Annotated in this window: 16 protein-coding genes, 5 tRNA genes and 4 pseudogenes; 14 read left to right on the forward strand and 11 right to left on the reverse strand. The window is 55.2% G+C overall.

Annotation, left to right across the window (positions count from 1 at the left end):
• Positions 1-105 precede the first annotated feature (105 nt).
• Both sbcB and AFK63_RS05575 read right to left on the reverse strand, forming a co-directional pair.
• Complete coding sequence (gene sbcB, locus AFK63_RS05570; RefSeq protein WP_038862348.1) at positions 106-1,533, reverse strand: exodeoxyribonuclease I; 1,428 nt, start codon at positions 1,531-1,533, stop codon at positions 106-108.
• A gap of 77 nt (positions 1,534-1,610) precedes the next feature.
• The gene (locus AFK63_RS05575; protein WP_038862039.1) at positions 1,611-2,762 is read right to left on the reverse strand and encodes an acyltransferase family protein; all 1,152 of its coding nucleotides are present in this window, start codon (positions 2,760-2,762) and stop codon (positions 1,611-1,613) included.
• 242 nt (positions 2,763-3,004) lie between these two features.
• Between AFK63_RS05575 and dacD the strand changes: the two genes are divergently transcribed.
• The 5 genes and pseudogenes from dacD (at position 3,005) to AFK63_RS20995 (ending at position 7,882) form a co-directional block, all read left to right on the forward strand.
• On the forward strand, positions 3,005-4,171 hold the full coding sequence (gene dacD / locus AFK63_RS05580; RefSeq protein ID WP_171998145.1) for a serine-type D-Ala-D-Ala carboxypeptidase DacD: 1,167 nt from the start codon (positions 3,005-3,007) through the stop codon (positions 4,169-4,171).
• A gap of 86 nt (positions 4,172-4,257) precedes the next feature.
• Entirely contained in the window at positions 4,258-4,731 is a 474-nt protein-coding gene (gene sbmC, locus AFK63_RS05585) for a DNA gyrase inhibitor SbmC (protein ID WP_038862043.1), read from the forward strand.
• Between the two features lie 202 nt (positions 4,732-4,933).
• Positions 4,934-5,992, forward strand: a complete 1,059-nt coding sequence (locus tag AFK63_RS05590; protein WP_038862045.1) for an FUSC family protein — start codon at positions 4,934-4,936, stop codon at positions 5,990-5,992.
• A gap of 168 nt (positions 5,993-6,160) precedes the next feature.
• Positions 6,161-6,499 (forward strand): DUF496 family protein, encoded by a 339-nt coding sequence (locus AFK63_RS05595; protein WP_007728894.1) that lies wholly within the window; start codon positions 6,161-6,163, stop codon positions 6,497-6,499.
• Positions 6,500-6,805: 306 nt separating this feature from the next.
• Positions 6,806-7,882, forward strand: a pseudogene (locus tag AFK63_RS20995) (IS3 family transposase).
• 163 nt (positions 7,883-8,045) lie between these two features.
• On the opposite strand, the gene AFK63_RS20230 reads toward AFK63_RS20995, so the two are convergent.
• The 3 genes and pseudogenes from AFK63_RS20230 to AFK63_RS05610 all read right to left on the reverse strand — a co-directional run bounded on the left by AFK63_RS20230 (position 8,046) and on the right by AFK63_RS05610 (position 8,888).
• Positions 8,046-8,249 (reverse strand): AlpA family transcriptional regulator, encoded by a 204-nt coding sequence (locus tag AFK63_RS20230; RefSeq protein ID WP_071603656.1) that lies wholly within the window; start codon positions 8,247-8,249, stop codon positions 8,046-8,048.
• Positions 8,250-8,416: 167 nt separating this feature from the next.
• A pseudogene (locus AFK63_RS05605) lies at positions 8,417-8,647 on the reverse strand (Arm DNA-binding domain-containing protein); the annotation flags it as partial.
• A 165-nt stretch (positions 8,648-8,812) separates the two neighbouring features.
• Positions 8,813-8,888, reverse strand: a tRNA-Asn gene (locus tag AFK63_RS05610).
• Between the two features lie 158 nt (positions 8,889-9,046).
• Here AFK63_RS05610 and AFK63_RS05615 point away from each other — a divergent pair.
• From AFK63_RS05615 to AFK63_RS05625, 3 genes and pseudogenes are all read left to right on the forward strand, one after another.
• A pseudogene (locus AFK63_RS05615) lies at positions 9,047-10,551 on the forward strand (EmmdR/YeeO family multidrug/toxin efflux MATE transporter).
• Between the two features lie 59 nt (positions 10,552-10,610).
• Positions 10,611-11,197: pseudogene (locus tag AFK63_RS05620) on the forward strand (integrase core domain-containing protein); the annotation flags it as partial.
• 363 nt (positions 11,198-11,560) lie between these two features.
• Positions 11,561-12,619, forward strand: a complete 1,059-nt coding sequence (locus tag AFK63_RS05625; protein WP_081642064.1) for a DUF4303 domain-containing protein — start codon at positions 11,561-11,563, stop codon at positions 12,617-12,619.
• A 580-nt stretch (positions 12,620-13,199) separates the two neighbouring features.
• Here the strand turns inward: AFK63_RS05625 and AFK63_RS05630 are convergent.
• A tRNA-Asn gene (locus AFK63_RS05630) sits at positions 13,200-13,275 on the reverse strand.
• A gap of 125 nt (positions 13,276-13,400) precedes the next feature.
• A complete protein-coding gene (locus tag AFK63_RS05635; RefSeq protein ID WP_038862060.1) occupies positions 13,401-14,855 on the reverse strand; it encodes an AMP nucleosidase in 1,455 nt (484 codons plus the stop codon).
• A gap of 334 nt (positions 14,856-15,189) precedes the next feature.
• Here AFK63_RS05635 and AFK63_RS05640 point away from each other — a divergent pair, with 334 nt between their 5' ends.
• Both AFK63_RS05640 and AFK63_RS05645 read left to right on the forward strand, forming a co-directional pair.
• Positions 15,190-16,431, forward strand: a complete 1,242-nt coding sequence (locus AFK63_RS05640) for a diguanylate phosphodiesterase (RefSeq protein WP_050568131.1) — start codon at positions 15,190-15,192, stop codon at positions 16,429-16,431.
• A 226-nt stretch (positions 16,432-16,657) separates the two neighbouring features.
• Complete coding sequence (locus AFK63_RS05645; RefSeq protein WP_038862062.1) at positions 16,658-17,683, forward strand: LLM class flavin-dependent oxidoreductase; 1,026 nt, start codon at positions 16,658-16,660, stop codon at positions 17,681-17,683.
• A 55-nt stretch (positions 17,684-17,738) separates the two neighbouring features.
• Here the strand turns inward: AFK63_RS05645 and AFK63_RS05650 are convergent.
• Positions 17,739-17,814: transfer RNA gene (locus tag AFK63_RS05650), tRNA-Asn, on the reverse strand.
• Positions 17,815-18,131: 317 nt separating this feature from the next.
• Between AFK63_RS05650 and nac the strand changes: the two genes are divergently transcribed.
• The gene (nac, locus tag AFK63_RS05655) at positions 18,132-19,049 is read left to right on the forward strand and encodes a nitrogen assimilation transcriptional regulator NAC (protein ID WP_038862064.1); all 918 of its coding nucleotides are present in this window, start codon (positions 18,132-18,134) and stop codon (positions 19,047-19,049) included.
• Between the two features lie 101 nt (positions 19,050-19,150).
• On the forward strand, positions 19,151-20,104 hold the full coding sequence (gene cbl / locus AFK63_RS05660; protein ID WP_038862066.1) for an HTH-type transcriptional regulator Cbl: 954 nt from the start codon (positions 19,151-19,153) through the stop codon (positions 20,102-20,104).
• 41 nt (positions 20,105-20,145) lie between these two features.
• Here the strand turns inward: cbl and shiA are convergent, their stop codons facing one another.
• The 3 genes from shiA to mtfA all read right to left on the reverse strand — a co-directional run bounded on the left by shiA (position 20,146) and on the right by mtfA (position 22,703).
• The gene (gene shiA / locus AFK63_RS05665; RefSeq protein WP_038862067.1) at positions 20,146-21,465 is read right to left on the reverse strand and encodes a shikimate transporter; all 1,320 of its coding nucleotides are present in this window, start codon (positions 21,463-21,465) and stop codon (positions 20,146-20,148) included.
• Between the two features lie 263 nt (positions 21,466-21,728).
• Positions 21,729-21,804, reverse strand: a tRNA-Asn gene (locus AFK63_RS05670).
• A 101-nt stretch (positions 21,805-21,905) separates the two neighbouring features.
• Entirely contained in the window at positions 21,906-22,703 is a 798-nt protein-coding gene (gene mtfA, locus AFK63_RS05675) for a DgsA anti-repressor MtfA (protein WP_038862069.1), read from the reverse strand.
• A 93-nt stretch (positions 22,704-22,796) separates the two neighbouring features.
• Here mtfA and AFK63_RS05680 point away from each other — a divergent pair.
• Together AFK63_RS05680 and AFK63_RS05685 are read left to right on the forward strand one after the other, a co-directional pair.
• Positions 22,797-22,886, forward strand: a tRNA-Ser gene (locus tag AFK63_RS05680).
• A 251-nt stretch (positions 22,887-23,137) separates the two neighbouring features.
• Positions 23,138-23,857, forward strand: coding sequence for a YnfC family lipoprotein (locus AFK63_RS05685; protein WP_038862071.1), 720 nt, complete (start codon positions 23,138-23,140; stop codon positions 23,855-23,857).
• The last annotated feature ends 181 nt before the right edge of the window (positions 23,858-24,038 follow it).

Raw genomic sequence — 24,038 nt, forward strand, 5'->3', positions numbered from 1 at the left:
TTCACTTTGGCGGGTGCGGCTTCGCTGATCCTGCGCGTGAGCGTCTCACTGGATAAGGGGTGGAGAAGGGCTGGCGTACCTCCCCTGCCTGTCCCGCCCCCGGGTTTACCCGACAATCTCCTGCGCGTACTGATACAGCGCTTTTAGCAGCGCCGTTTTTTCTTTATCGCTTTCATACTGGTTGTAGAGCATCTCTAACTCCTGCGCGTAAGCCTGCAGGAATTCCGGTGAAAACACATCACGACGGTGGTTAAGCCAGCGTTGCTGTTCCGGCTCGCTGAGCGTGCCGGGAAAATTGCGCGCCCGGTAGTTAAACAACAACTTCTCGATGCGCTTATCCACGAACGTGATATCCAGCGCCGGGAGGTTTTGCGGCGGTGTCTGCAACACAATGCGCATCGCGGCGCGATCGGCATCGCTGAAAAAGCCGTCGTAGAGCTGCGCATCCACATTGCTGGTGGGCGGGAAGGGGGGCGCCTCGGCAAACAGCGCCACCAGTTTCTCACGCACCTGCGGCGAATCGCGCAGCACCTTCAGATTATTCAGGCAATGCTGACGGTCGATCCCCAGGCGCTCGGCGTCTTCCGGGCGCAGCGTATTGGCCTGCGCCAGCACCGGACACTTATTGAGATGCACCAGCTTCACCGGCACCGCGCTGTCGTCGCCGAGCGCGGCTTTCGGCGTATACAGCCGTTCGCGCAGGGCATCGGCGTCCAGCTCCAGCAGCGGGCTGATATTCCCTGCCAGATCCACCACAATCACCGCATTGCGGTTGTCCGGGTGCCACGCGAGCGGCGCTATCCAGCTCGTATTGCCGCGCCAGGCGCCAAACATGCCGGAGACATGTACCAGCGGCTTTATCTGGACGATATCAATCAGCGTCGCCAGCTTCTGCTTGCTGCGATAGGTGTAGAGATAATCGAACATCCGCGGCTGACGGGTTTTCACCAGCTGCGCCATCGCGATGGTGGCGTGGACATCCGCCATCGCGTCGTGCGCGTTGGCGTGCTCGATACCGTTAGCGACCGTCAGGTGTTCGAGCCGGAAACTCGGCAGGCCGTCACTGTTCTCTGGCCAGACAATCCCTTCCGGGCGCAGCGCATAGCAGGCGCGCATCACATCCAGCAGATCCCAGCGCGAGTTGTCGTGCTGCCAGCTCCACGCGTAAGGGTCGTAAAAGTTGCGGTAGAAAATATTGCGTGTCACTTCGTCGTCGAAGCGCACGTTGTTATAGCCCACCACGCAGGTTTTCGGCACGGTGAACAGCGCATGGATGCGTCTTGCGAACTCGGCTTCGTTCTCGCCGCGCGCGCGGGCGACCTGCGGCGTAATGCCAGTTATCAGCACGGCTTCCGGCTGTGGAAGGTAATCGTCGGCAGGTTTGCAATAGAAGACGTCCGGCTCGCCGAGAACGTTAAAATTCTCATCGGTGCGCAGAGCGGCGAACTGCGCCGGGCGGTCGAGCGAGGGGCTTTTGCCGAAGGTCTCGTAGTCGTGGAACAGAAAAGTCGGTTGCGCGGCAGAATCAGACACCAGGTCACCATCCAGAGTAAGTAAAAAAACAGGGCTATGGTAAACCATAGCCCTCTCAGGAAGAAGTGGCAGCGACCTTAAGGCAATACCTGCTCCGGCTGTACCGGCTTGCGGGTAATCAGACGCTTGCCCAGCGCGATACCCGGCTTCTCGACGCGATGGAACAGCACTGTCGCCAGCCCGTATGTGACAGGCAGGCTGATAGCGGCGGCAATCAACAGGCGCACCGGCGAGGCGTGCTGCGCGAACGCGCTGTGCTCCACCAGCATCCCGATGACCGGGATTACAATCATCAAATGCAGCAGGTAGACGGAGTACGAGACATCCCCCAGATACTGGCTGACGCGGCGCGTCAGGAGCCAGCGCGGCAGGCGCATCGCCTGATGCAACAGCGAGCCTGCCTGCGCCTGCCACAGCAGCGCGCCGAGGCCCGCAATCATCACGCACTGGGCGATAAGACGGTTTGGCGTCACCGCGATATGCATCTGCCAGGCGATGACCGGCGCGAGAAACGCCAGCAGCAGCAACAGGCGACGGCTGTCGCGCACGGCGGCGGCAATCAGCATTCCTGCGACAAACAGCGGCAGCTTAATCAGGATCATCGACGGCATCGGGAACGCCTCGAAATAGCCCGGAAACGCCCAGCGCGCCGCGAAACAGCCCACCATCACCGCAAACGACGCGGCGAAAAAGCCCCAGCGCATCACCAGCAGCATAATGAACGGGAACAGCAGGTAGAACTGCATTTCAAGCCCGATGCTCCAGTCCGGCAGTACCGTGCGGAAGGAGTAATAAGGGATAGCGCCGAAAACAAACGAAATATGCGCGAGGATATTACCTGCGGACGTATCTGCATAGCGCTGGCTCTCGGTTTGCGTGGACGGCCAGGCCTGTGCGATAACGTCGCGCCATTCGCCAAACGCGGCGCCGAAAATAAGCGCTAACAGCAGCAGGAAATAATAGAGCGGCGCAATCCTGAAAAAGCGCCGCAACCAGAAATTACGCATGGTATGGCTGCTGGTCCAGGGCTCAATGTCCCGACGCTCAAGATAATTCTTCGCCATCAGAAAGCCTGACAGCAAAATAAACAGATCGACACCCATACCCGGATCATATAAGAGAGGAATGCGGCACTGTACCAGCAGGCAAATATGCCCCAGTAATACCCACAACGACGCGAGACCGCGTAATCCCTCCAGCTCCGGCGACCAGCTTTTACCCTGCGCCATACCCTTCTCCTCAGCCTTTAAAAGTCACCAGGCTAAAAAGAGTCGGCCTTTATCACAATCGGAAGAGTACGTGAAATATGCATTATCAGATTTTCCGCAGCCGGGCATCGACAGGGAAATAAACCGGCGAAAAGAGAGGTTCAGACACATCTTATTCATATTTTCTTGCAATTTAACGGAGCAAGGAAATAAAAACTGCCGTAAAAAAGGCGCCCCATCAAGACGTTACTGAGGATATGCTGTTGAAATTTAGACCGATGATTGCCGTTTCCTGCATCATGCTGGCCGGTATTACCGCGCAGGCGAACGCCGCTGCGCCTGCCATGCCACAGCCGCCTGCCATCGTGGCGGGTAGCTATGTGTTAATGGATTACACAACCGGACAAATACTGGCGGCGAATAACGAACATCAACAGCGTAACCCGGCGAGCCTGACCAAATTAATGACTGGCTATGTGGTGGACCGCGCCATCGACAGCCATCGCATCACGCCGGACGACGTGGTAACGGTGGGCAAAGACGCCTGGGCGAAAGATAACCCCGTCTTTGAAGGCTCATCACTGATGTTCCTGAAGGCGGGCGATCGCGTCACGGTGCGCGACCTCAGTCGCGGGCTGATTGTCGACTCCGGCAACGACGCCTGCGTGGCGCTGGCGGATTACGTGGCGGGCGGGCAGCCGCAGTTCGTCGCGATGATGAATGACTACGTACAAAAGCTCGGCCTGAAAGACACCCATTTTGAGACGGTCCACGGCCTGGACGCGCCGGGGCAGCACAGCTCCGCCTACGATCTGGCGGTGCTGTCGCGCGCCATTATTCACGGTGAGCCGGCGTTTTATCATATGTACAGTGAAAAGAGCCTGACCTGGAACGGCATCACCCAGCAGAACCGCAACGGGCTGTTGTGGGATAAGACGCTCAATGTTGACGGCCTGAAAACGGGCCACACCTCCGGGGCGGGCTTTAACCTGATTGCCTCAAGCGTTGACGGTAAACGTCGTCTGATCGCGGTGATTATGGGCGCCGACAGCCCGAAAGGTCGTGAAGATCAGGCGCGCAAACTTCTCCACTGGGGCCAGCAGACGTTCGACACCGTGGAGATCCTCCAGAAAGGCAAAAAAGTGGGCAGCGAGCGCGTCTGGTACGGCAAAGATGAACAGGTGGCGGTCGGGACCGATCGTGACTTCTGGCTGACGCTGCCGAAAGCGCAGCTCGCCAACGTGAAAGCGAAATATCTGCTGGACAGAGAACGCCTTGACGCGCCGCTGGACGCTAATGAAAGAGTGGGCGAAATAGAACTCTACAACGGCGATCAGATAATAGCGCGGATGCCGCTGGTGACGCTTGAGAAAGTGAAAAAGGGCGGTATTTTTTCGCGCTTTGGCGACTGGCTGCACCTGACGCTGTAAGCGTTTCTTGCCAATGCGAAGGCGCTCACAGACGCCCGGGTGAGCGCCGCACACTATACTCGCTATTTTAACAGCGAGGAGTGAACATGGATTACACCATCGAGCATATCGTCACGCGAAAAATCGCCGGGTTTCATCTGGTCGGCCCGTGGGAGAAAACGGTGCCGCAGGGCTTTGAGCAGTTAACAATGTGGGTGGATAACTTTCATATCCAGCCGCAGGCCTGGATTGCGGTCTACTATGATAATCCGCAGCAGGTCGCGCCGGAGAAACTGCGCGCCGATACGGTGGTTGAAGTGCCGGCGGATTTCACGATGCCCGAGAACAGCGTCGGCGTTATCCTGACGGACTTGCCCGGCGGCCAGTATGCCGTGGCGCGCGCCCGTGTTGAAAATAACGACTTCGCCACGCCGTGGCTCGCGTTCTTTACACGTCTGCATCAGGACGTCCGTTATCAAATGGCGGCGCGCCCGTGCTTTGAAATCTATCTTAACGACGGTAAGAAAGACGGCTACTGGGACATCGATATGTATATCCCGGTACAGACATCCGGCGAATAACCCTGACGCGCGCCCGTGCTGGCGGCGGGTGCGCTGCTTTTGTTAAATAAAAGGTGAAATAACGTTAATTCCACGATTTTTCGCCTCGAATTTCCCAAAAATTACAGCTTTTCCCCGTTTTTTATCAGAAAATAGCGCCCCTCATTTTCAGGCGTTGCGCCTGAAGCGACGTTTCATCAGGGTTATTAACGGGAAAGTTAGCGTGCGAGCTGATAAATCGCTTACCTCTTTCGAAATTCGTCTCTACCAGCATTACCGCATCGTCCACGGCGTGCGCATCGCGCTGGCGTTTATCATTACCTTTTTACTGGTGCGGATGCTGAACGTGCCGGAAGGCACCTGGCCGTTGATTACGCTGGTGGTGGTGATGGGGCCTATCTCTTTCTGGGGCAACGTCGTGCCACGCGCGTTTGAGCGTATCGGCGGCACCATTCTCGGCGCCGCGCTCGGGCTGGTAGCGTTACAGCTGGAGGGCTGGTTGCTGCCTGCGATGCTCTTGTGGTGCGCGCTGGCGATGTTTCTGTGCGGTTACCTGGCGCTCGGCAAGCGTCCGTACCAGGCGCTGCTTATCGGCATTACGCTCTCGGTGGTGGTGGGCGCGCCGCAGGGCGACATGCTGGTCGCGCTCTGGCGCGGTGGCGATGTGATTTTCGGCTCGCTGCTGGCGATGCTGTTCACCAGCCTCTGGCCGCAGCGCGCGTTTATTCACTGGCGCATCCAGATGGCGAATTTCGTCAGCGATTTCGGCAAAATTTACCACGCCGGGCTGTCGCCGAATCTGGTGGAGCGCCCGCGCCTCGATAAGCCGCTACAGCAAATTCTTGGCAGCGTCGTGAAGCTGCGCGCGTTTATTACGCCTGCCAGCAAAGAGACGCACATTCAGCGCGCCATTTTCGAAGCCATCCAGACCACCAGCCGCAACATGGTCTGCACGCTGGAGATGCAAATTAACGCCTGGTGGGCCTCGCGCGAAAGCCATTTTCTGATGATCAACGCGCGCACGCTGCGTGATTCGCAGCAGATGACCGAAAATACGCTGGCGGCGATTGCCGAGGCGCTGCGCGAGGGCAACCCGTCGCCGGTGATGGCGAACCGTGAAAAGCTCGCCGAGATTGTGCAGGAGCTGCGCACGCTTATGAAAGAAGGCCAGCAGAATGATCTGGTGGAAACGCCGATTCACGGCTATGTATGGTTAAGTATGGAGCTGGCGCAGCAGCTGGAACGCCTGTCGCAGCTGATCTGCCGGGCGCTGCGCAAATAACCCGCAGACGGCAGGCGCTTGTTTCGATTCAGCACCGTTTCAGAGTATGATGGTGACAGGCATCCTGAACGGGATAAAACCATTGTCATCAACCGCCGCTGCCAGTAAGGTTTATGCTATGCGGTTGTTTTAACGAATCCGAGTCTTATATTCAGCAGGGGTGTAAAAATGGAAAACAGCAAACCTTCATTCCAGGACGTTCTTGAGTTCGTGCGTCTGTTCCGTCGCAAGAACAAGTTGCAGCGCGAGATCCAGGACGTTGAAAAGAAAATCCGTGACAACCAGAAGCGCGTGTTGCTGCTCGATAACCTGAGCGACTACATCAAGCCGGGCATGAGCGTGGAATCCATCCAGGGCATCATCGCCAGCATGAAAAGCGACTACGAAGACCGCGTTGATGACTACATCATCAAAAACGCCGAAATCTCCAAAGAGCGCCGCGAGATTTCTAAAAAGCTTAAAGCGATGGGCGAGCTGAAAGTCCACGAGCCGAAAGGCGAAGAATAAAGAAAAAAACCGCTTCGGCGGTTTTTTTTATGCCTGCGGCGTGACGTCAGACCGCTGCGCGCCACAGCGAAAAGCCCGCCTGAGCGGGCTTTTTAATGGGAAAAGCTTTAGTTATTTACAGCCAGGCTCGCGGCGTCCAACGCCTCAGTTTTATCCTGAACGCGCATCGATTCTACCCAGCAATAGTAAACACGCGACTAAGTGAATAAACTCTCAACCAGAGGTAGCTCACATAAAAAACCAGTATCAAGCATAAAAAAGATCCGCACGCAGCACTCACCTTAATTCCTTCAGGAAGCCCTTAAACTGGCTGAGCGCATTGGTGTCGCCGCAACAGCCCGCAAGCTCAGACTGTATGCATCGCAGCGCTATAACTGGCGCAGTAAAAAGGAGCAACAGCTCTCATCCTCTGACCAGGGAAATGAAATCGCCGCTGAAAATGCCCGCCTCAAACGCCAGCTGGTGGGGCAAGCTTATCCTCCCAAAGGCGCGACATACTTCGCGAAGCGCCTGAAATGAAGTATGTCTTTATTGAAAGCATCAGGCTGAGTTAAGCATCAAAGCCATGTGTCGCGTGCTCCGGGTGGCCCGCAGCGGCTGGTATGTGTGGAATCGGCGACGCGCGGGGATAAACTCACGCCAGCAGTTCCGTCTGAGTTGCGACAGCGCTGTGCACGAGGCTTTTCGCCGGGCAAAACAGCGTTACGGGGCACCGCGCCTGACCGATGAACTGCATGCTCAGGTTACCGGTTCAACGTGAAAACCGTGGCAGCCAGCCTGCGTCGTCAGGCGCTGCAAGCGAAAGCTTCACGGAAGTTAAGTCCTGTCAGTTACCGCGAACATGGTCTGCCGGTGTCGGAGAATCTGCTGAAACAGGATCTTACGCCAGCGGCCCGAACCAGAAGTGGTCAGGAGACATGACCTGCTTACGTACGGATGAAGGCTGGTTGTACCTTGCCGTGGCAATCGACCTGTGGTCACGGGCAGTTATCGGTTGGTCGGTGTCCTCCCGGATGACAGCGCAACTGGCCTGCGATGCGCTACAGATGGCGTCCGTCGCGGCAGCGCAAACGCCCGGAGGATGTCATCGTCCATACAGATCGTGGCGGGCAGTACTGCCCGGCGGATTATCAGGCGCTGCTGAAGCGGCATAATTTGCGCGGTAGTATGAGTGCAAAGGGTTGCTGTTATGATAACGCTTGTGCGGAAAACTTCTTCCGCTCACTGAAAGTCGAAGGCATTCACGGTGAACGCTTTATCAGTCGGGAAATAATACGAACGACGGTATTTAATTATATCGAGTGCGATGACAATCGCTGGCGTCGCCACAGTGCCTGTGACTGGCTCAGCCCGGAACAGTTTGAAAACCAGAATTTCGCTTAGAGCTGTGTCCACTTTACGTGGTCAGGATTATGTGGGGATGCTCAGGACCGCGCAAACGTATTGAGGCTTTGATTTCGTCATGGTCCGGGTTGCGGGTGAGTCGTAGATTCATGCCGAAAGGGCGTAAATCTTTCAAGGGATAGTAATCAGGTTATATTTGTTGCTATTCATTGTTGTTACTCTTGTGCGATGGGCGCAGCGCTCTCAGGCGGACTGTATTCTCAATCCATTTGTCAATTTCATTTTCAAGCCATGCCACACTGACAGGGCCTGTCTTAATTGACTGCGGAAAATGGCCTTCTTTCATCCATGCGTAGATTTGTGAGCGATGGAGTCCGGTTCTGGCCTCAACCTGTTTTATGCGCAGTCTCGGATTTGTCGTTTTCTATATGAGATATATTGTCATTCCCATTACATTTCTAGCCGCATTTATAAAACCAAAGAACTCTTCAGTAATCTTTGGGCTAGTTATTATCTTCATGCTTTATTCGTGGTATGAAACAAACCCTCTAAGAGTTATATTAATGCTTATCTCTTTCTCAACTTACTGCGTGCCGCATCGCGGAGCTGGCGTGCCGTAAGCAGGGAAACATCCGGGTAGGGGCCAAAGGCCAGCTTCTTCTCTTTCCCGTCAATGCGGTACTTCATATACCAGAGTTTTGAGCCGTTGGGTTTGATCAGCAGGTACAGTCCGGCACTGTCCCCGAGTTTGAAGGGTTTGTCTGTGGGTATGAGCTTGTGGATAGCAGTATCAGTGGGTGCCATAGCGGGGGGCTCCATTCGTTCAACGAACCGTGAGGCTCCCGATTAAGCCCCCAAAAACTACAGATGACAAAAAACCCGGCAATCCTTATCAGGACAACCGGGTCAATCTAACTGATTGTTTTTGTAACGCATTAAGACTCACTGAGATGTCTTAATACTAAAATCTGGCTCCTCTGACTGGACTCGAACCAGTGACATACGGATTAACAGTCCGCCGTTCTACCGACTGAACTACAGAGGAATCGTGTGGAGGCTAATCATAGCGGCCTCGGGCGAATTGTCAAATGGCATTTGCCACCGGATCGCGCGTTCGGATGTTCTGTGAGCATAACGCGCTATTTTCAGACAATATGTGCGGAAAGCCTTTGCAGGATTGCGGGTTCTAACTCATTATTTGAAATGAGGTTTCAACTTTCGCGCGCAGGTCCATTTTGAGTGTAACCACCACCGTTCGCCAGGCAATTGCTCGCACGCCCTGGTACAAAAAACGTAAAAGCTATCGGGTACTGTTCTGGCGTGAGATCACGCCGCTGGCGGTGCCTATTCTGCTGGAAAATACCTGCGTGCTGCTGATGGGGGTGCTGAGCACCTTCCTTGTAAGCTGGCTCGGAAAAGAGGCGATGGCAGGTGTAGGGCTTGCCGACAGCTTCAACATGGTGGTGCTGTCGTTCTTCGCGGCGGTCGACTTAGGGACCACGGTCGTGGTGGCGTTCAGCCTCGGCAAACGCGATCGCAAGCGGGCGAGGGCGGCGGCCCGACAGTCGCTGGTGCTGATGACGATAGTGTCGGTGCTGCTGGCGGCGCTGGTGCATATGACTGGCGAATACATCATCAATGTGGTGGCCGGTGAGGCGTCCGCGCAGGTCAAAGAACTGGCGCTTATCTATTTGCAGCTGACTGCCTGGAGCTACCCGGCGGCGGCTATCGCCCTCATTGGTAGTGGCGCGCTGCGCGGCGCGGGCAATACCAAAATCCCGCTGCTGATTAACGGCGGGATGAACATCCTGAATATCGTCATCAGCGGCTTTTTAATTTACGGGCTCTTCTCCTGGGACGGGTTGGGCTTTATCGGCGCTGGCCTTGGGCTCACCATCTCGCGTTACATCGGCGCCATTGCGATTATTTACGTGTTGATGATTGGCTTTAACCCGGCGCTGCGCATCTCGCTGAAAAGCTACTTCTCGCCGCTGAAGCTCAATATTCTTTGGGAGGTGCTCGGCATCGGGCTGCCGGCGAGCATTGAGTCGGTGCTGTTTAATGGCGGTAAGCTGCTGACGCAGATGTTTGTCGCGGGGATGGGCACCAACGTTATCGCCGGTAACTTCATCGCATTCTCGGTCGCTGCGCTGATTAACCTGCCGGGCAATGCGCTCGGTTCAGCGTCGACGATTATCACCGGCAAGCGCCTCGGTAAAGGGCAGATTGGCCAGGCGGAACGCCAGCTGCGGCATGTCTTCTGGCTCTCTACTTTTATGCTGACTGCCATCGCGTGGGCGAGCGCGCCGTTTGCCGGGCTCTTCGCATCGTTTTACACCCATGAAGAGGATGTGAAAGAGGTGGTAAAAGTCCTGCTGTGGCTCAACGCCGCGTTTATGCCCATCTGGGCGGCGTCGTGGGTGCTGCCCGCCGGGCTTAAGGGCGCGCGCGACGCGCGTTTCGCGATGTGGGTATCGATGCTTGGCATGTGGGGCTGTCGCGTGGTGGCAGGTTATACGCTCGGCATCGTGCTCGGTATGGGCGTGGTCGGCGTGTGGCTCGGGATGTTCCTGGACTGGGCCGTGCGCGGCGTCTTCTTCTACTGGCGTATGGTGAGCGGCAAGTGGCTGCAGAAATATCCGCGCCCGCCAAAGCGACCGGTGGTGCTGGATTCACCCGCGCCCCCCGGCCAGCCGAAAGCAATGTAAGGCTGCGATGAAAAGCAAAAAGCCCGCAGAATGCGGGCTTTTTAATGTCACTCTTCTGGCTGGGCTTAAAACGCAGACGGCGTCGTAAAGGGCTGGCGACTGAGCGGCTTCCGCTTTTACGCCCGGATGCGCCGAACCTGACCTGGTCGATGGATTTTGTCATGGATGCACTCGCCTGCGGTCGCCGGATTAAGTGCCTGACCTGTGCGGATGATTTCACGAAGGAGTGCCTGACGATCACCGCAGCATTCGGGATTTCAGGCGTTCAGGTCACGCGTATTCTGGTCAGCTTTGCGCTGTTTAGGGGCTATCCGGCGACGATAAGAACGGACCAGGGGCGGAGTTCACTTGCCACGCACTGTATCAATGGGCCTTTGAGCATGGTGTGGAACTACGGCTTATCCAGCCAGGTAAGCCAACGCAGAACGGATTCATTGAGAGTTTTAACGGACGATTTAGCGATGAATGCTGAATAAGCACTGGTTCAGCGATATTGTTCATGCCAGGAAAACGATCAATGACCGGCGGCAGGATTACAACGAGTGCCGTCCCACATTCAGCACTGAATTATCAGACGCCATCAGAGTTTGCAGCACGGTGGCGAAATGGGAAATTAGGCACTAAGAAAACAGGTATTACTAACTGACTATTGTATCTAATACTGGGGGCTGTTCAGACGTGCCGGGTTCGTTTGTTTTTATAACGCTCTAAGACTCACTACAACATCTCAGAACTAAAATCTGGCTCCCCTGACTGGATGCGACTTGTTTCACATCATATTCAACTTGAATCATTTTAATTGAAAATTTCGAAGCAAGGCCCTTAATAAAGCCCCAAACGCGACTACCAATTGAAATTTTGATGTATATCTTGTTTTTACAGAGGTGGGTGGTTAATATTCAACGAATTTCGTAACCAACATGAGTCAGTTTTTCTGGGGGCCCGATCAATGCGCACCCGTTTTCGCCAGGGGCAGTGATATAGTGAATCTGGTACTGATGGTGGGCGAGTGGTTGATGGTAAAAAAATTCATATTATGAGGAATGACATGTTCAACGCTTTTGATTTTAAAGGCTTCTGGAAAGACAATGCTGAGTCGAAAAAAGACTTTATCAGTCAGGATGTTTCAGATGAAGAAATACAGCAATGCGAAAAACAGTTAGGCTTTAAACTACCAGACTCTTACATTGCCTTAATGAAAGGGCATAATGGCGGGATTCTGGGCAGGGATGTGTTTCAAAAAAAGGATGCTAACGGGAAAATTATTAAATCTGTTATTTGCGAATTTCTGAATGCTATCGGTGGTGAAAAACGTTTCTCACTTATGTCAGACTGGAGCAAATGGATACGAAAAGGATACAGCTCTGGTATTCTCATTGGCCTGCATATGCCCAACGGCGGATATGCTAAGCAATACTATCTTGATTATTCTCTGTGTGGTTCGCAGGGGGAACCAAGAGTAATATGTCATACCAGAATCTGGCGTAATAACACTACGCAGGAAATTGATTTTGAATTGGCAGAAACATTTGAAAGTTTTGTCAAAGGTCTTGTGAAAAGGCCTAAAATTCCACCTTTTGATTTTTGCGGTTTCAATGAAAAATTAAAAGATATAATAAAAGAAATTTTTACCGAGACTATAAGAAAACACACGGATGAAACTATAAATTCTTTTGGTTTATATACCGCAGAAGAAGCCTCTTTTATTGCGACTGCATTCAACACAAAAGAGCATTTTGAAACACTTTCAAAAAACAACAATGAAGATGAGTTTTATAAATATTCCACGGCCAATTGGAAATATGAAGGGACAGAGGATAAAAATTATAATAAAATTTTCATTATTTCGGAACAATTAGAAGAATATTCCGCCTTACTTTTAACGGATGCAAGTTTAAGAACGTTTCGCAACAAACTCATCGATAACTGTGCGTTAGTGCTTGAGGAACTTAAACAAGAAAATTTCTTCAAAGACCACTGCAAAAATACGGTGACATTGATGGTAAACCTGGCGCAGGACGATCTCCCAAAAGCTAAATATAAAAAGTTGATTCACCAATTAAATTAATCCGTTGTGCAATGGTGGAATAAAAACCCTGCATTTTCAAACGTTTATAGCATACCGTTCTCAAAAAACAGTATTGTGTTTTTTTGTTCAATAATCCAGTTCCCTATACCACTGGAAAATTGAAGTACTGCGCCAGTTCTTACGCCGCAGCCTATCGCGGCTCTTTCATCCGGGCGTTCTTATGAGCATCAGGGCCAGCTACTTCGCATACATATACGCTTGCGGTATCGAATAGTTGACTCGTTAAACAGGAAAACATCCGGACAGGGGCGCTCGCTTTTTCTCTTTTCCGCAGATGTGATACTTCATGTATCAGAGCCTTGAGCCGTCGGGTTAGAGCGGCAGGTACAATCCTGAATTGTCGGTAAGCCTTAAGGATTTCTCGGTGGGTTTGATCTTGCGGACAACGGTATCGGTTAATGCCACTGGCGAAGGCGCCTGGCAGGCATCGAATCGTAAGCTGCCCGATAACGTGCCCGAAACAGCAGAAACAAAAAACCCGGCAATCTGTAGCAGATGTGCCGGGTTCGTTTGTTTTATAACGCTCTAAGACTCACTAAAACATCTCAGAACTAAAATTTGGCTCCTCTGACTGGACTCGAACCAGTGACATACGGATTAACAGTCCGCCGTTCTACCGACTGAACTACAGAGGAATTGCGAGAACGGGGCGCATAGTAACGGCACCGTTCGGGGTTGTCAAAGCCTGAATGTGAAATGCTGAACCGTTTGCTGAATAATTCTGCAAATCCTGGCGCAGCCCGCGCTGCGCCAGAATCCATCAACGGAACGGCGGCTCGTTGAAGGTGCGCAGTTTACGGGAGTGCAGACGCTCGCCCTCGGCACGCAAGAGGTCAATGGCGCGAATGCCAATCTGCAAATGCTCGGAGATCGCGCCCTCGTAGAAGCGGTTCGCCTGGCCTGGCAGTTTGATTTCGCCATGCAGCGGTTTATCCGAGACGCACAGCAGGGTGCCGTACGGCACGCGGAAGCGATACCCCTGAGCGGCAATAGTGGCGCTTTCCATATCAATAGCCACCGCGCGGCTCAGGTTAAAGCGCAGCGCTGAGGCAGAGTAGCGCAGCTCCCAGTTTCTGTCGTCCGTCGTCACCACGGTGCCGGTGCGCAGCCGCTGTTTCACCTCTTCGCCCGGCATATTGCTCACAAGCTTCGTGGCGTCATAGAGCGCGCGCTGTACTTCGGCGATGCTCGGCACCGGAATATCCGGCGGCAGCACGGCGTCCAGTACGTGATCGTCGCGCAGATACGCATGGGCCAGCACGTAATCGCCAATCGACTGGCTTTCGCGCAGGCCGCCGCAGTGGCCGATCATCAGCCAGACGTCCGGGCGGAGCACCGCGAGGTGGTCGCAAATGGTTTTCGCGTTCGACGGCCCGACACCGATATTCACAAGCGTAATGCCCTGGCCATCGGCGGTAATCAGGTGCCACGCGGGCATCTGATGTTTTTTCCAGGCGAGATCGGAAATTGCCGCTTCCGGCGCTTCGGTATCGGCGGTGATCCAGGTGCCGCCCGCGCAGGAGAGCGCCACGTAAGGGCTTTCCGGGTCGAGGATCTGGCTGCAACCCCAGCGCACGAATTCATCCACGTAGCGCGTGTAGTTGGTAAAGAGCACGAAGGGCTGAAAATGCTCGACCGGCGTGCCGGTGTAGTGACGCAGGCGCGCGAGCGAGAAATCGACGCGGCGGGCGTCAAAGTGCGAGAGCGGGTAAAACTCGGTCGGGTGGAAAATCCCGTCGGCGGTTTCATCGCCAATCTGCGCCAGCTCGGTGGTCGGGAAGTGGCGGGTGAGGCCGGCGCTCATGGAACGGTCCAGCGTCAGCGCTGAGCCGTCAATCACATACGGATAAGGGATTTCATGCTGCGACGGACCCACTTCGATGGTCGCGCCGTAATCTTCATAAAGCAGGATCAGCTGTTCGCGCAGGTAGCTGCGAAACAGCCCCGGACGCGTGATGGTGGTCGTGTAGCAGCCCGGATGCGTAAAGCGCCCGTAGGCGCGCGTCTTCTGCGCCTTGCGCGCATCGCCGTCCCAGCACACCCGTAATTGCGGGTAGACAAACAAACCTTCAGCCCGGCGGGCTTCGTCCGGCAGGGTACCGTTGTCAATAAACGCCTTGATAGCGTCGCGCAGGGCGTTGACCGCGTCATCATACAACGCTTCCAGCTTGTCGAGCGCCTCATCAGGCGTCAGCGATGTTGTAGTGGTATTCATCTGGTCTCCTTGTCCTGCGTGGCACAGTTGTGTCTTATAAGATGGCACAGGTTTATGAAACTAAACGGAATGGCGCAATGGCATTAATCTGTAAAGTGTCTGCAAAGCGCATTACGCTGAGCCTGCCCCTTTCTGTCCGCGGGTTCGCCGGCATCCGCTCACTGTTAAGTATTCATTTTATGAATAAATATTTTTACCGGCTATGTCGATGTTTTTGCAGATTAAAGGCGCAATAGCATTCATTGCGAGAATATATGCGGGCTGTTTCGCGGATTGCAGCGAAATACGACAGGGTATACTGACACTTTATATGACCTAAAAATGCAGGAAAACGATGCTATCCACCCTGATTTATCGCAGCCGGGCGAAAGGGGATATCGACCAGGCAAGCCTTGCCGCCATAGTAAGGCAGGCGCAAACACGTAATGCGCAGATGCAGGTCAGCGGCATTCTGGTTTTTGATGGTGACCAGTTCCTGCAGGTGCTGGAAGGGCCACTGAGTTCGGTCGAGGCGCTGTTCGCGCGCATCAGTCAGGATGAGCGGCACGATTTCGTGGTGGAGCTGATGCGTGACTATGCCCCGCGTCGACACTTTGAAAATGTCGGGATGACGCTATTCGACCTGCGCAGCGTTAAAGCGCACGCGGTGCTGAAATCGGTGGTTGACTCCAGCGTGGTGCCGTTCAGTCTCGCCCGTGAAGCGCGGGTGTATAAATTTATCCGCTCCTTCTTAAGCTTGCCGGATCGCCAGCAGCTCTCCCGGGCGTTTCAGCCGGACGCCTGGCAGGTCGGGCTCATGCCGCCGCGTTCGCAACCTGCTTTAGCGCCCGTCGTGCTCGATGCCACCTGCCAGTTTGCATTGCAGCCTGTCGTGGAGCCGCTCACTGGCAAAATTAAAACTTTCGAAGCGTTGATCCGTACCGCTGACGGTGGCTCGCCCGCCGCCTGGTTTGCGTCATTATCTGGCGAAGCGCTCTATGAAGCCGACCTCCACTCTAAAGATGTCGCCTTTGCGCTGGCGAAAGCGTTGAATATCGGCAGCCATATGATTTCGGTTAACCTGCTGCCCGGTTCGCTGGTGCAGGTGCCGGACGCGGTGGCGATTCTGCTTGCGCAGATCGCGCGTCATGGCCTGCTGCCGCAGCAGGTGATTGTTGAAATCACCGAAAGTGAAGTGATCTCGCGCTTTGATGAGTTTGAGGACGCTATCCGCCAGTTGCGCGCGGCGGGGATTAATCTCGCGATAGACGATTTTGGCGCCGGGTTTGCCGGGCTGTCGCTGCTTACGCGCTTTCAGCCTGGGATCATTAAAATCGACCGCAGCATCATTACCGATATCCATCTTTACGGCCCGAGACAGGCCATCGTACACGGCATTCTCCGCTGCTGCGATGAGCTTGAGATAACCGTGGTAGCGGAAGGGGTAGAGAAAGTGGAGGAGTGGTGCTGGCTTACGGCGGCAGGCATTAACTATTTCCAGGGCTTTCTCTTTGCAAGGCCTGCACTGAATCGTGTTCCGCCGGTAAGCTGGCCGCGGCCTGATGAGAACGCGTCACGAGCTTCACGCACCGGATGACAGACAGCCGCATTGCTCGCCACTGTTTCCTGGAGTGTTGCAAGCCAGGCGTTGACGCCTGATAACGCCCTCAAGGGGTGTCCGTCAATAAATTTGAACCATTATGTGAAACAAATGGCATTTATTCTTGCCCGTTATCAGTCCAGAGTGGGAGCACTGAACCAGACTACGCGGCGGGCATCGCGCACTTTGCACAAGCGCAGCCCGCCCTGAAAACGGGATCGTTATGAAAAAAATCGGCTTTTTGTCATTTGGCCACTGGACGCCGTCGCCGCAGTCCGCCACGCGAACCGCGGCAGACGCGCTGCTGCAATCCATCGATTTAGCCGTCGCGGCAGAAGAGCTGGGAGCGGATGGCGCGTATTTCCGCGTGCATCACTTCGCCCGTCAGCTCGCCTCGCCGTTTCCGCTGCTGGCCGCCATCGGTGCCAGAACACGCCATATTGAGATAGGCACCGGCGTTATCGACATGCGCTATGAGAACCCGCTCTATATGGCGGAAAGCGCAGGGGCGGCGGATCTTATCTCCGGCGGGCGTTTGCAGCTTGGTATCAGCCGTGGTTCGCCGGAACAGGTCATCGATGGCTGGCGCTATTTTGGCTACGAACCTGCCGCCGGTGAAAACGAATCCGACATGGCGCGCCGCCACACCGAAGCGTTGCTTGAGGTGCTGCGCGGGGAAGGGTTTGCTAAACCCAATCCGCAGCCGATGTTCGCCAATCCGCCCGGTCTGCTCCGGCTTGAACCCTGGTCCGAGGGGCTTCGCGAGCGCATCTGGTGGGGCGCTGGCTCCAATGCCACCGCGGTCTGGGCGGCGAAACTGGGGATGAATCTGCAAAGCTCCACCCTTAAGGATGATGAAACCGGCGAGCCATTCCACATTCAGCAGGCACAGCAAATTCGCGCTTACCGTGCCGCCTGGGCAGCGGCAGGGCATACCCGCACGCCCCGGGTATCGGTGAGCCGCAGTATTTTTCCGCTCATGGACCAGCGGGATCGTGCCTGGTTTGGCGCAAGCCGGGACGACAGCGATAAAGTCGGTTTTCTGGATGAGAAAACCCGCGCCATCTTCGGGCGCAGCTACGCGGCCGAACCTGAGAAACTTATCGAGCAGCTTAAGCAGGACGAGGCCATTGCCGAAGCGGATACGCTGCTGCTGACGGTACCGAATCAGCTGGGCGTGGAATATAACGTACACGTGATTGAATCGGTGCTGAAGCACATCGCGCCGGCAATGGGATGGCGCGCCTAGACTTACGCACAGCAGAAAAGCAAAAAGCCCGCTAAAAAGCGGGCTTTTTTGAATTTGGCTCCTCTGACTGGACTCGAACCAGTGACATACGGATTAACAGTCCGCCGTTCTACCGACTGAACTACAGAGGAATCGTGTGAACGGGGCGCATAGTACCGGGGTCGCCTGGCGTTGTAAAGCCCTGAACGCGCCAGAAAATTCGTTTGCCGAGAAAACCATCAAAATGCGTGTGCGTGCAGAGGTTGCACCATGATGGTGCGGGAATACCTCTAATGGGGCATAAGCAAAACAGTGTTTCAACCGCCGAAAGCGATAAGTTATCGCTTTCTCTTATAATTTAAGCGCTTATATAAGCCGCGCGCGCTTTGCAAAAACTGGCAAGCATCTTGCAAAACCTGTTACGACATCATTGCCGGCATTGGCTCTGGCATTCCGTACAGGAGGCAAAATGAACTTAAGACGACTGAAATACTTCGTAAAAATCGTCGATATCGGTAGCCTGACCCAGGCGGCCGAAGTGCTGCACATCGCGCAGCCCGCGTTAAGCCAGCAGGTCGCGACGCTCGAAGGGGAGATGGATCAGCAACTGTTGATCCGCACCAAACGGGGCGTGACGCCAACGGAAGCCGGGAAGATCCTTTATGCCCATGCCCGCACCATTTTACGCCAGTGCGAACAGGCGCAGCTCGCCGTTAATAACGTCGGCCAGACCTTGCAGGGCCAGGTGTCGATTGGCCTCGCGCCCGGCACCGCGGCGTCTTCCGTCACCATGCCGCTGCTCCAGGCTGTGCGCGCGGAGTTGCCGGATGTGCTGGTCTACCTTCATGAAGACAGCGGTGCGACGCTCAATGACAAACTGCTGAGCGGTCAGCTCGACATGGCGGTGCTCTATGACCGCGCGCCGGTGGCCGGGCTGACCAGCCAGGCGCTGATTAAAGAAGATCTGTTCCTGGTCGGTACCCGCGATTGCCCCGGGCAGAGCGTGGATCTGGCGAGCGTCGCCCAGATGAATCTCTTCCTGCCGCGTGACTACAGCGCCGTGCGTAAGCGCGTGGACGAGGCGTTTTCGCTGCGTCGCCTGACGGCGAAAATCATCGGCGAAATCGAATCCGTCTCGACGCTCAGCGCCGCTATCGCGAGCGGGATGGGCGTGACGGTACTGCCGGAATCTGCCGCACGCTCGCTTGCCAGTTCGGCAAACGGCTGGCTCGCGCGTATTACCAGCCCGTCGATGACGCTGCCGCTGTCGCTCAATGTCTCTTCGCGTCTGCCGTTAACGCCCCAGGCGCAGGCGGTGAAAGATATTCTGCTGTCGCTGGTGGCGCGCCCGGCGCTGGAGAACCGCGAGCTGATGCTGGTGGGCTAAGCGATATTCCACCGTGGAATAACAAACCGCTTTTTATTATTTGTGATGCCCGCCGGGGGACTTTAACAATAGCGTCATGTTGACTGTCTCCTGGGGGCGCTGTGAATTTCCAGCAACTTAAAATTATTCGCGAGGCCGCAAGGCGGGATTTTAATCTCACCGAAGTGGCCAACATGTTGTATACCTCGCAGTCCGGCGTCAGCCGGCACATTCGCGAACTCGAAGAAGAGCTGGGCATCGAAATTTTCATTCGACGCGGCAAACGGCTGCTGGGCATGACTGAGCCTGGCAAAGCGCTGCTGACGATTGCCGAGCGTATCCTTAACGAGGCCAGCAATGTGCGCCGCCTCGCCGATCTCTTTACCAACGACGCCAGCGGCGTGCTGACTATCGCCACGACGCATACGCAGGCCCGTTACAGCCTGCCTTCCGTGATCAAAACCTTTCGGTCGCTGTTTCCTGACGTACGTCTGGAGCTTATTCAGGGAACGCCGCAGGAGATTGAATCCCTGCTGCAAAACGGCACGGCGGATATCGGCATCGCCAGCGAACGTCTCAGCGCCGATCCTGGGCTGGTGGCGTATCCGTGGTTTCGCTGGCATCACAGTCTGTTGGTGCCAAAAGATCACCCACTTACACAGGCAAACCCGCTAACGCTTGAGGAGATCAGCCGCTGGCCGCTTATCACCTACCGGCAGGGCATCACTGGCCGTTCGCGCATCGACGAAGCTTTTAGCCGTAAGGGACTGACGCCCGATATCGTGCTGAGCGCGCAGGATTCCGACGTCATCAAAACCTACGTGGAACTAGGGCTGGGGATCGGCCTGGTGGCGGAGCAGGCGAGCGAAACCCGCGAAGAGAGCACGCTGACGCGCCTCGATACGCGGCATCTTTTCGACGCCAACACCGTCTGGCTCGGCCTCAAGCGCGGACAACTCCAGCGCAATTACGTCTGGCGGTTTATTGAGCTTTGCAACAACGGCCTGTCGCTTGATGAGATCAAGCAGCAGGCGCTGGAGCCTGCAGGCGAGATAGTGATTGATTACCAGATTTAACGGAAACGTCCCGCCAGCAAGCGGCTGGCGGGAAGATTCGCTTAACGCGGCGGTGGGGCTTTGATAAACAGCGCCGTCAGCGCCGAGAGCAGGCAGCCCACCATCAGGTAGATAGCTACCGTATGCCACGCGCCGCCGGAAAACGTCAGCAGCGCGGCGGCGATAAACGGCGTAAAGCCGCCGCCTATCACGCTTGCCACCTGATAGCCGACCCCCGCGCCGCTGTAGCGATACCCTGCGCCAAACATCTCGGTAAACATCGGTTGCTGCACGCAGACCACCATGTCGTGGGCGATATTCGCCAGCATCAGCGAGAAAATCACCACGCCGAAGACAGAACGGGCCTCCAGCGCCATGAAGAAGGGGAACGCGCTCAGCGCGCCAAGTAGCGCGCCGGTAATGTAAATGCGCCGGCGGCCATAGCGATCCGCCATCCAGGCGAACAGTGGAATAGTCAGGCAGCTTATGCCGCCCACCAGCAGTCCGATATTGAGAAACAGCTCGCGCGGCAGACCGAGATTCTGCGTCGAATAGTTCAGCGCGAACGCGGTGACGATGTACATGGTCAGCAGTTCGCACAGCCGCAGGGCGATGATTTTCAGGAACGCGCCCGGATGACGGAGCAGCGCCTCAAATACCGGCAGCCGGTTTTTCGTCTGCGCAGGCAGGGCGGCCTGCGCGCGTTCGAACTCGGCAGACTCTTCCATGCCGTTACGTACCCACAGCGCGCCCAGCACCAGCACGATGCTGAACAGGAACGGCAGACGCCAGCCCCAGCTCAGGAACTGCTCGTCGGTGGTGAGCGTGCTGATAAGTGACACCAGACCTGTTGAGAGCAACAGCCCGACGCCATAACCCACCTGAATACCGCTGCTGTAAAACGCCTTTTTCCCGGCGGGCGCGCTTTCGACCGCAAGCAGCGCCGCGCCGCCCCATTCGCCGCCCACCGCGAAGCCCTGAATGGCGCGCAGCGTCACCAGCAGCGCGGGTGCCCACCAGCCGATCGTGGCGAACGAAGGCAGAATGCCGATACAGGCGGTGGCGATGCCCATCAGCCAGACGGTCATCATCAGCATCCGCTTGCGGCCCAGGCGGTCGCCGAAATGCCCAAAGACAATCCCGCCGAGCGGACGGAATAAAAAGCCGACGCCGAAAGTGGCGAAGGCGGCAAGCGTGCCCATCGCCGGAGAGATTTGCGGGAAAAACTCGCTGTTAAACACCAGCGCCGCGGTGATGCCATAAAGCAAGAAATCAAACCAGTCTACGACCGCGCCGGCGAAACTGCCCCAGGCGGCGCGGCGGGCGCGGTTGAATGCGGGCGCCTCTTCATCGGGGCGGGGAGTAATGAGCGTGGAGTCCATCGTTGTCCTGTCCATTCATCAACATTCTGTATTTTTATTGTTATTAAACCAGGGAAAAGGTTACTCACATGGGTCGCAGCAAAAGTCGTTACAGAGACTACAGCGACAGCCGCCAGGTGAAAACTCTTTTGCGCCGCAGATGGCGGGAAAGGGCAATTTGACTCAGGGAGACGGGATGCGCAGAGGATTATGCGGTGGGAAGGGGCACAAATAACGGATGCAGAAAAGCAAAAAGCCCGCTAAAAAGCGGGCTTTTTTGAATTTGGCTCCTCTGACTGGACTCGAACCAGTGACATACGGATTAACAGTCCGCCGTTCTACCGACTGAACTACAGAGGAATCGTGTGAACGGGGCGCATAATAATCATGCCCCGTATCGGTGTCAACGCAAAAAATTACGCTATGGATTCAAATGCTTAATTCTGCGTCAGTTTGCGGTTTTAATGTACCTGACGATCCTCGGTAAGCGTCATGATGTCATTCTGGCGCAGACGCGGCAGCGGATCCTGACCGTAAAAATGGCAAAAGCGCTGCCACAGCGATGGAAAGCGCGGCGCGAAGAGCGCCGGCGCGCTGAAGAAGTATTCCGAGAGTACTGCGAAACACTCCGCCGGATCGGTCGCGGCATAGGCGTCGATGCTGGCGGCGCTTTCGCCTACCAGATCTATCTCATCCTGAATATTTTCCATCGCGGCGTGCAGATCGTGCTCCCAGCCTGCCACTTCACGCAGCGGGATCAGCGGAATACCGCTCGCCCGGTCGCCGTTGCGCATATCAAGCTTATGGGCCACTTCATGAATAATGAGATTAAAGCCGGAGGCGTCGAACGAGTCCTGAATATCGAGCCAGTTGAGGATAATCGGCCCCTGCTGCCAGCTCTGGCCCGACTGCACCACGCGCTGGCTGTGCACCAGGCCGATATCATCTTCCCATTCGTCATCCACCACAAACGGCGCGGGATAGATCAGCACTTCGTGGAAGCCATCGAGCCATTCGAAGCCGAGCTCCAGCACCGGCAGGCAAAAGAGCAGGGCGATGCGGGCGCTTTTCAGCTCGTCGAGCTCAAAGCCCTGCAAGGGAACCAGCCGTTTTTGCTGTAAAAAGCGCCCGGCGAAGCGCACCAGCTTCTGCTGTTGATCGTCGCTCAGGCCCGCCAGAACAGGAATGGCGAGCGCCGCGTCCCAGGGAATGGGGGGCAGCGCGGCGGTTTCATTTGCTTTCCAGGGCCACTTAATCATCTTATTGCTCGCAAACTCGTCACTTGAACAAAATCGAAGAGGCAGGGACTGTTAAAATGCCAAAGATCCTGGCATCATGGCAACCTCAAGTACGGAGAGATGCCGGAGCGGCTGAACGGACCGGTCTCGAAAACCGGAGTAGGGGCAACTCTACCGGGGGTTCAAATCCCCCTCTCTCCGCCACTATTCAAACAGTTACCGCCTCGCCTTTCAGTGATAACCATCCCGTTGAGAAAAAATGAGACCATTCGCGGCTAAAAACAGCACGCGCCTCTGTCTTTTGCCTGCGCTATTTTTACCTTTCTTTGCGTTTACTCTCGCGTTTAAGCGCAGTTGCTGAACAGAAATTTATCGGCTGACGCTTTTTGCATGAACTCGATCTGATAAGGCTATTCTGATATTTTTGTCTTTTCGCGACAAGGAAAGCACTGAACATGGCATTGATAAAAAGCGCGCTGGCGCTGACGGCAGGTTTTCTGGCTTTTAACGCACCGGCCGCTGAAAGCTATATCCCCGCATTATATAATTTCTCTGTCATGTATGATTTCAATCCCGTCAGAGGGCCTGTTAAAACACTGTCTGCCGACGTCCATAGTGAGACGGATAATTATACAGTGAAGGTGGCGCTTTCACCGCAAGGCTGTATCGAGACTTTTTCACGTACCGATAGTAATGAATATGGCAACGCCGTACTGACGCGTCAGGGGAATACGCTGGCAGGCTCACTCAATAACAGCCCTGTGAAATATGTTTTTGACGAGAAATGTAATATCGTCAGCATGACCGATAACTACGGCATGAAAACTTTTCAGACCAACAGCGCAGGGCTGATTGAGCGGACAATGGCTAACGGACAACCGCTCTCCGTTTATCATTATACCGACGGCGGCAGCTTCGCCGGAAGTCAGTACTTTCTCAATGGCAAGGTCGCCAGCTATTCCGAAGTCGCTTATCGGGATGAAAAAAATAAGCCGCTGGATTTCAGTATGACCACGGTGTTCGGCGAGGAATATACCCTTGTTGGTGACGGGGCCTGCATTTACGACGCACGTAAAGTGCCTGTCGAATGCACAATAACCACAAAGAAAATCCATAATAATAACGTGGTGGAAGAACAGCATTATTCCGCGAAGATGGCCGTCACCTATTATTAAGCATCCATCCCTTTAACGGTCAGTAGGCTGTTGGCGTCAGACTTACAGCAGGCGGTAAGAGGCCCAATCATCACCCGCGCTGCTGATTGTTTTGCATAACGCCGGCTCAAAAGTGCCTCTCTGGCGCTATCGGTACTATTCTTACTGCATGATTCGCTATAGATAATCCCCGGAATTCGCA

The organism is Cronobacter muytjensii ATCC 51329 (genome assembly GCF_001277195.1).
GTDB classification, from domain to species: Bacteria; Pseudomonadota; Gammaproteobacteria; order Enterobacterales; family Enterobacteriaceae; genus Cronobacter; species Cronobacter muytjensii.

Coding starts and splice junctions, on each gene's coding strand:
- AFK63_RS05575 (WP_038862039.1), bottom strand. CDS start 2,762: ATGGCGCAGGGTAAAAGCTGGTCGCCGGAGCTGGAGGGATTACGCGGT.
- sbmC (WP_038862043.1), top strand. CDS start 4,258: ATGGATTACACCATCGAGCATATCGTCACGCGAAAAATCGCCGGGTTT.
- AFK63_RS05595 (WP_007728894.1), top strand. CDS start 6,161: ATGGAAAACAGCAAACCTTCATTCCAGGACGTTCTTGAGTTCGTGCGT.
- AFK63_RS05635 (WP_038862060.1), bottom strand. CDS start 14,855: ATGAATACCACTACAACATCGCTGACGCCTGATGAGGCGCTCGACAAG.
- AFK63_RS05640 (WP_050568131.1), top strand. CDS start 15,190: ATGCTATCCACCCTGATTTATCGCAGCCGGGCGAAAGGGGATATCGAC.
- AFK63_RS05645 (WP_038862062.1), top strand. CDS start 16,658: ATGAAAAAAATCGGCTTTTTGTCATTTGGCCACTGGACGCCGTCGCCG.
- nac (WP_038862064.1), top strand. CDS start 18,132: ATGAACTTAAGACGACTGAAATACTTCGTAAAAATCGTCGATATCGGT.
- shiA (WP_038862067.1), bottom strand. CDS start 21,465: ATGGACTCCACGCTCATTACTCCCCGCCCCGATGAAGAGGCGCCCGCA.
- mtfA (WP_038862069.1), bottom strand. CDS start 22,703: ATGATTAAGTGGCCCTGGAAAGCAAATGAAACCGCCGCGCTGCCCCCC.
- AFK63_RS05685 (WP_038862071.1), top strand. CDS start 23,138: ATGGCATTGATAAAAAGCGCGCTGGCGCTGACGGCAGGTTTTCTGGCT.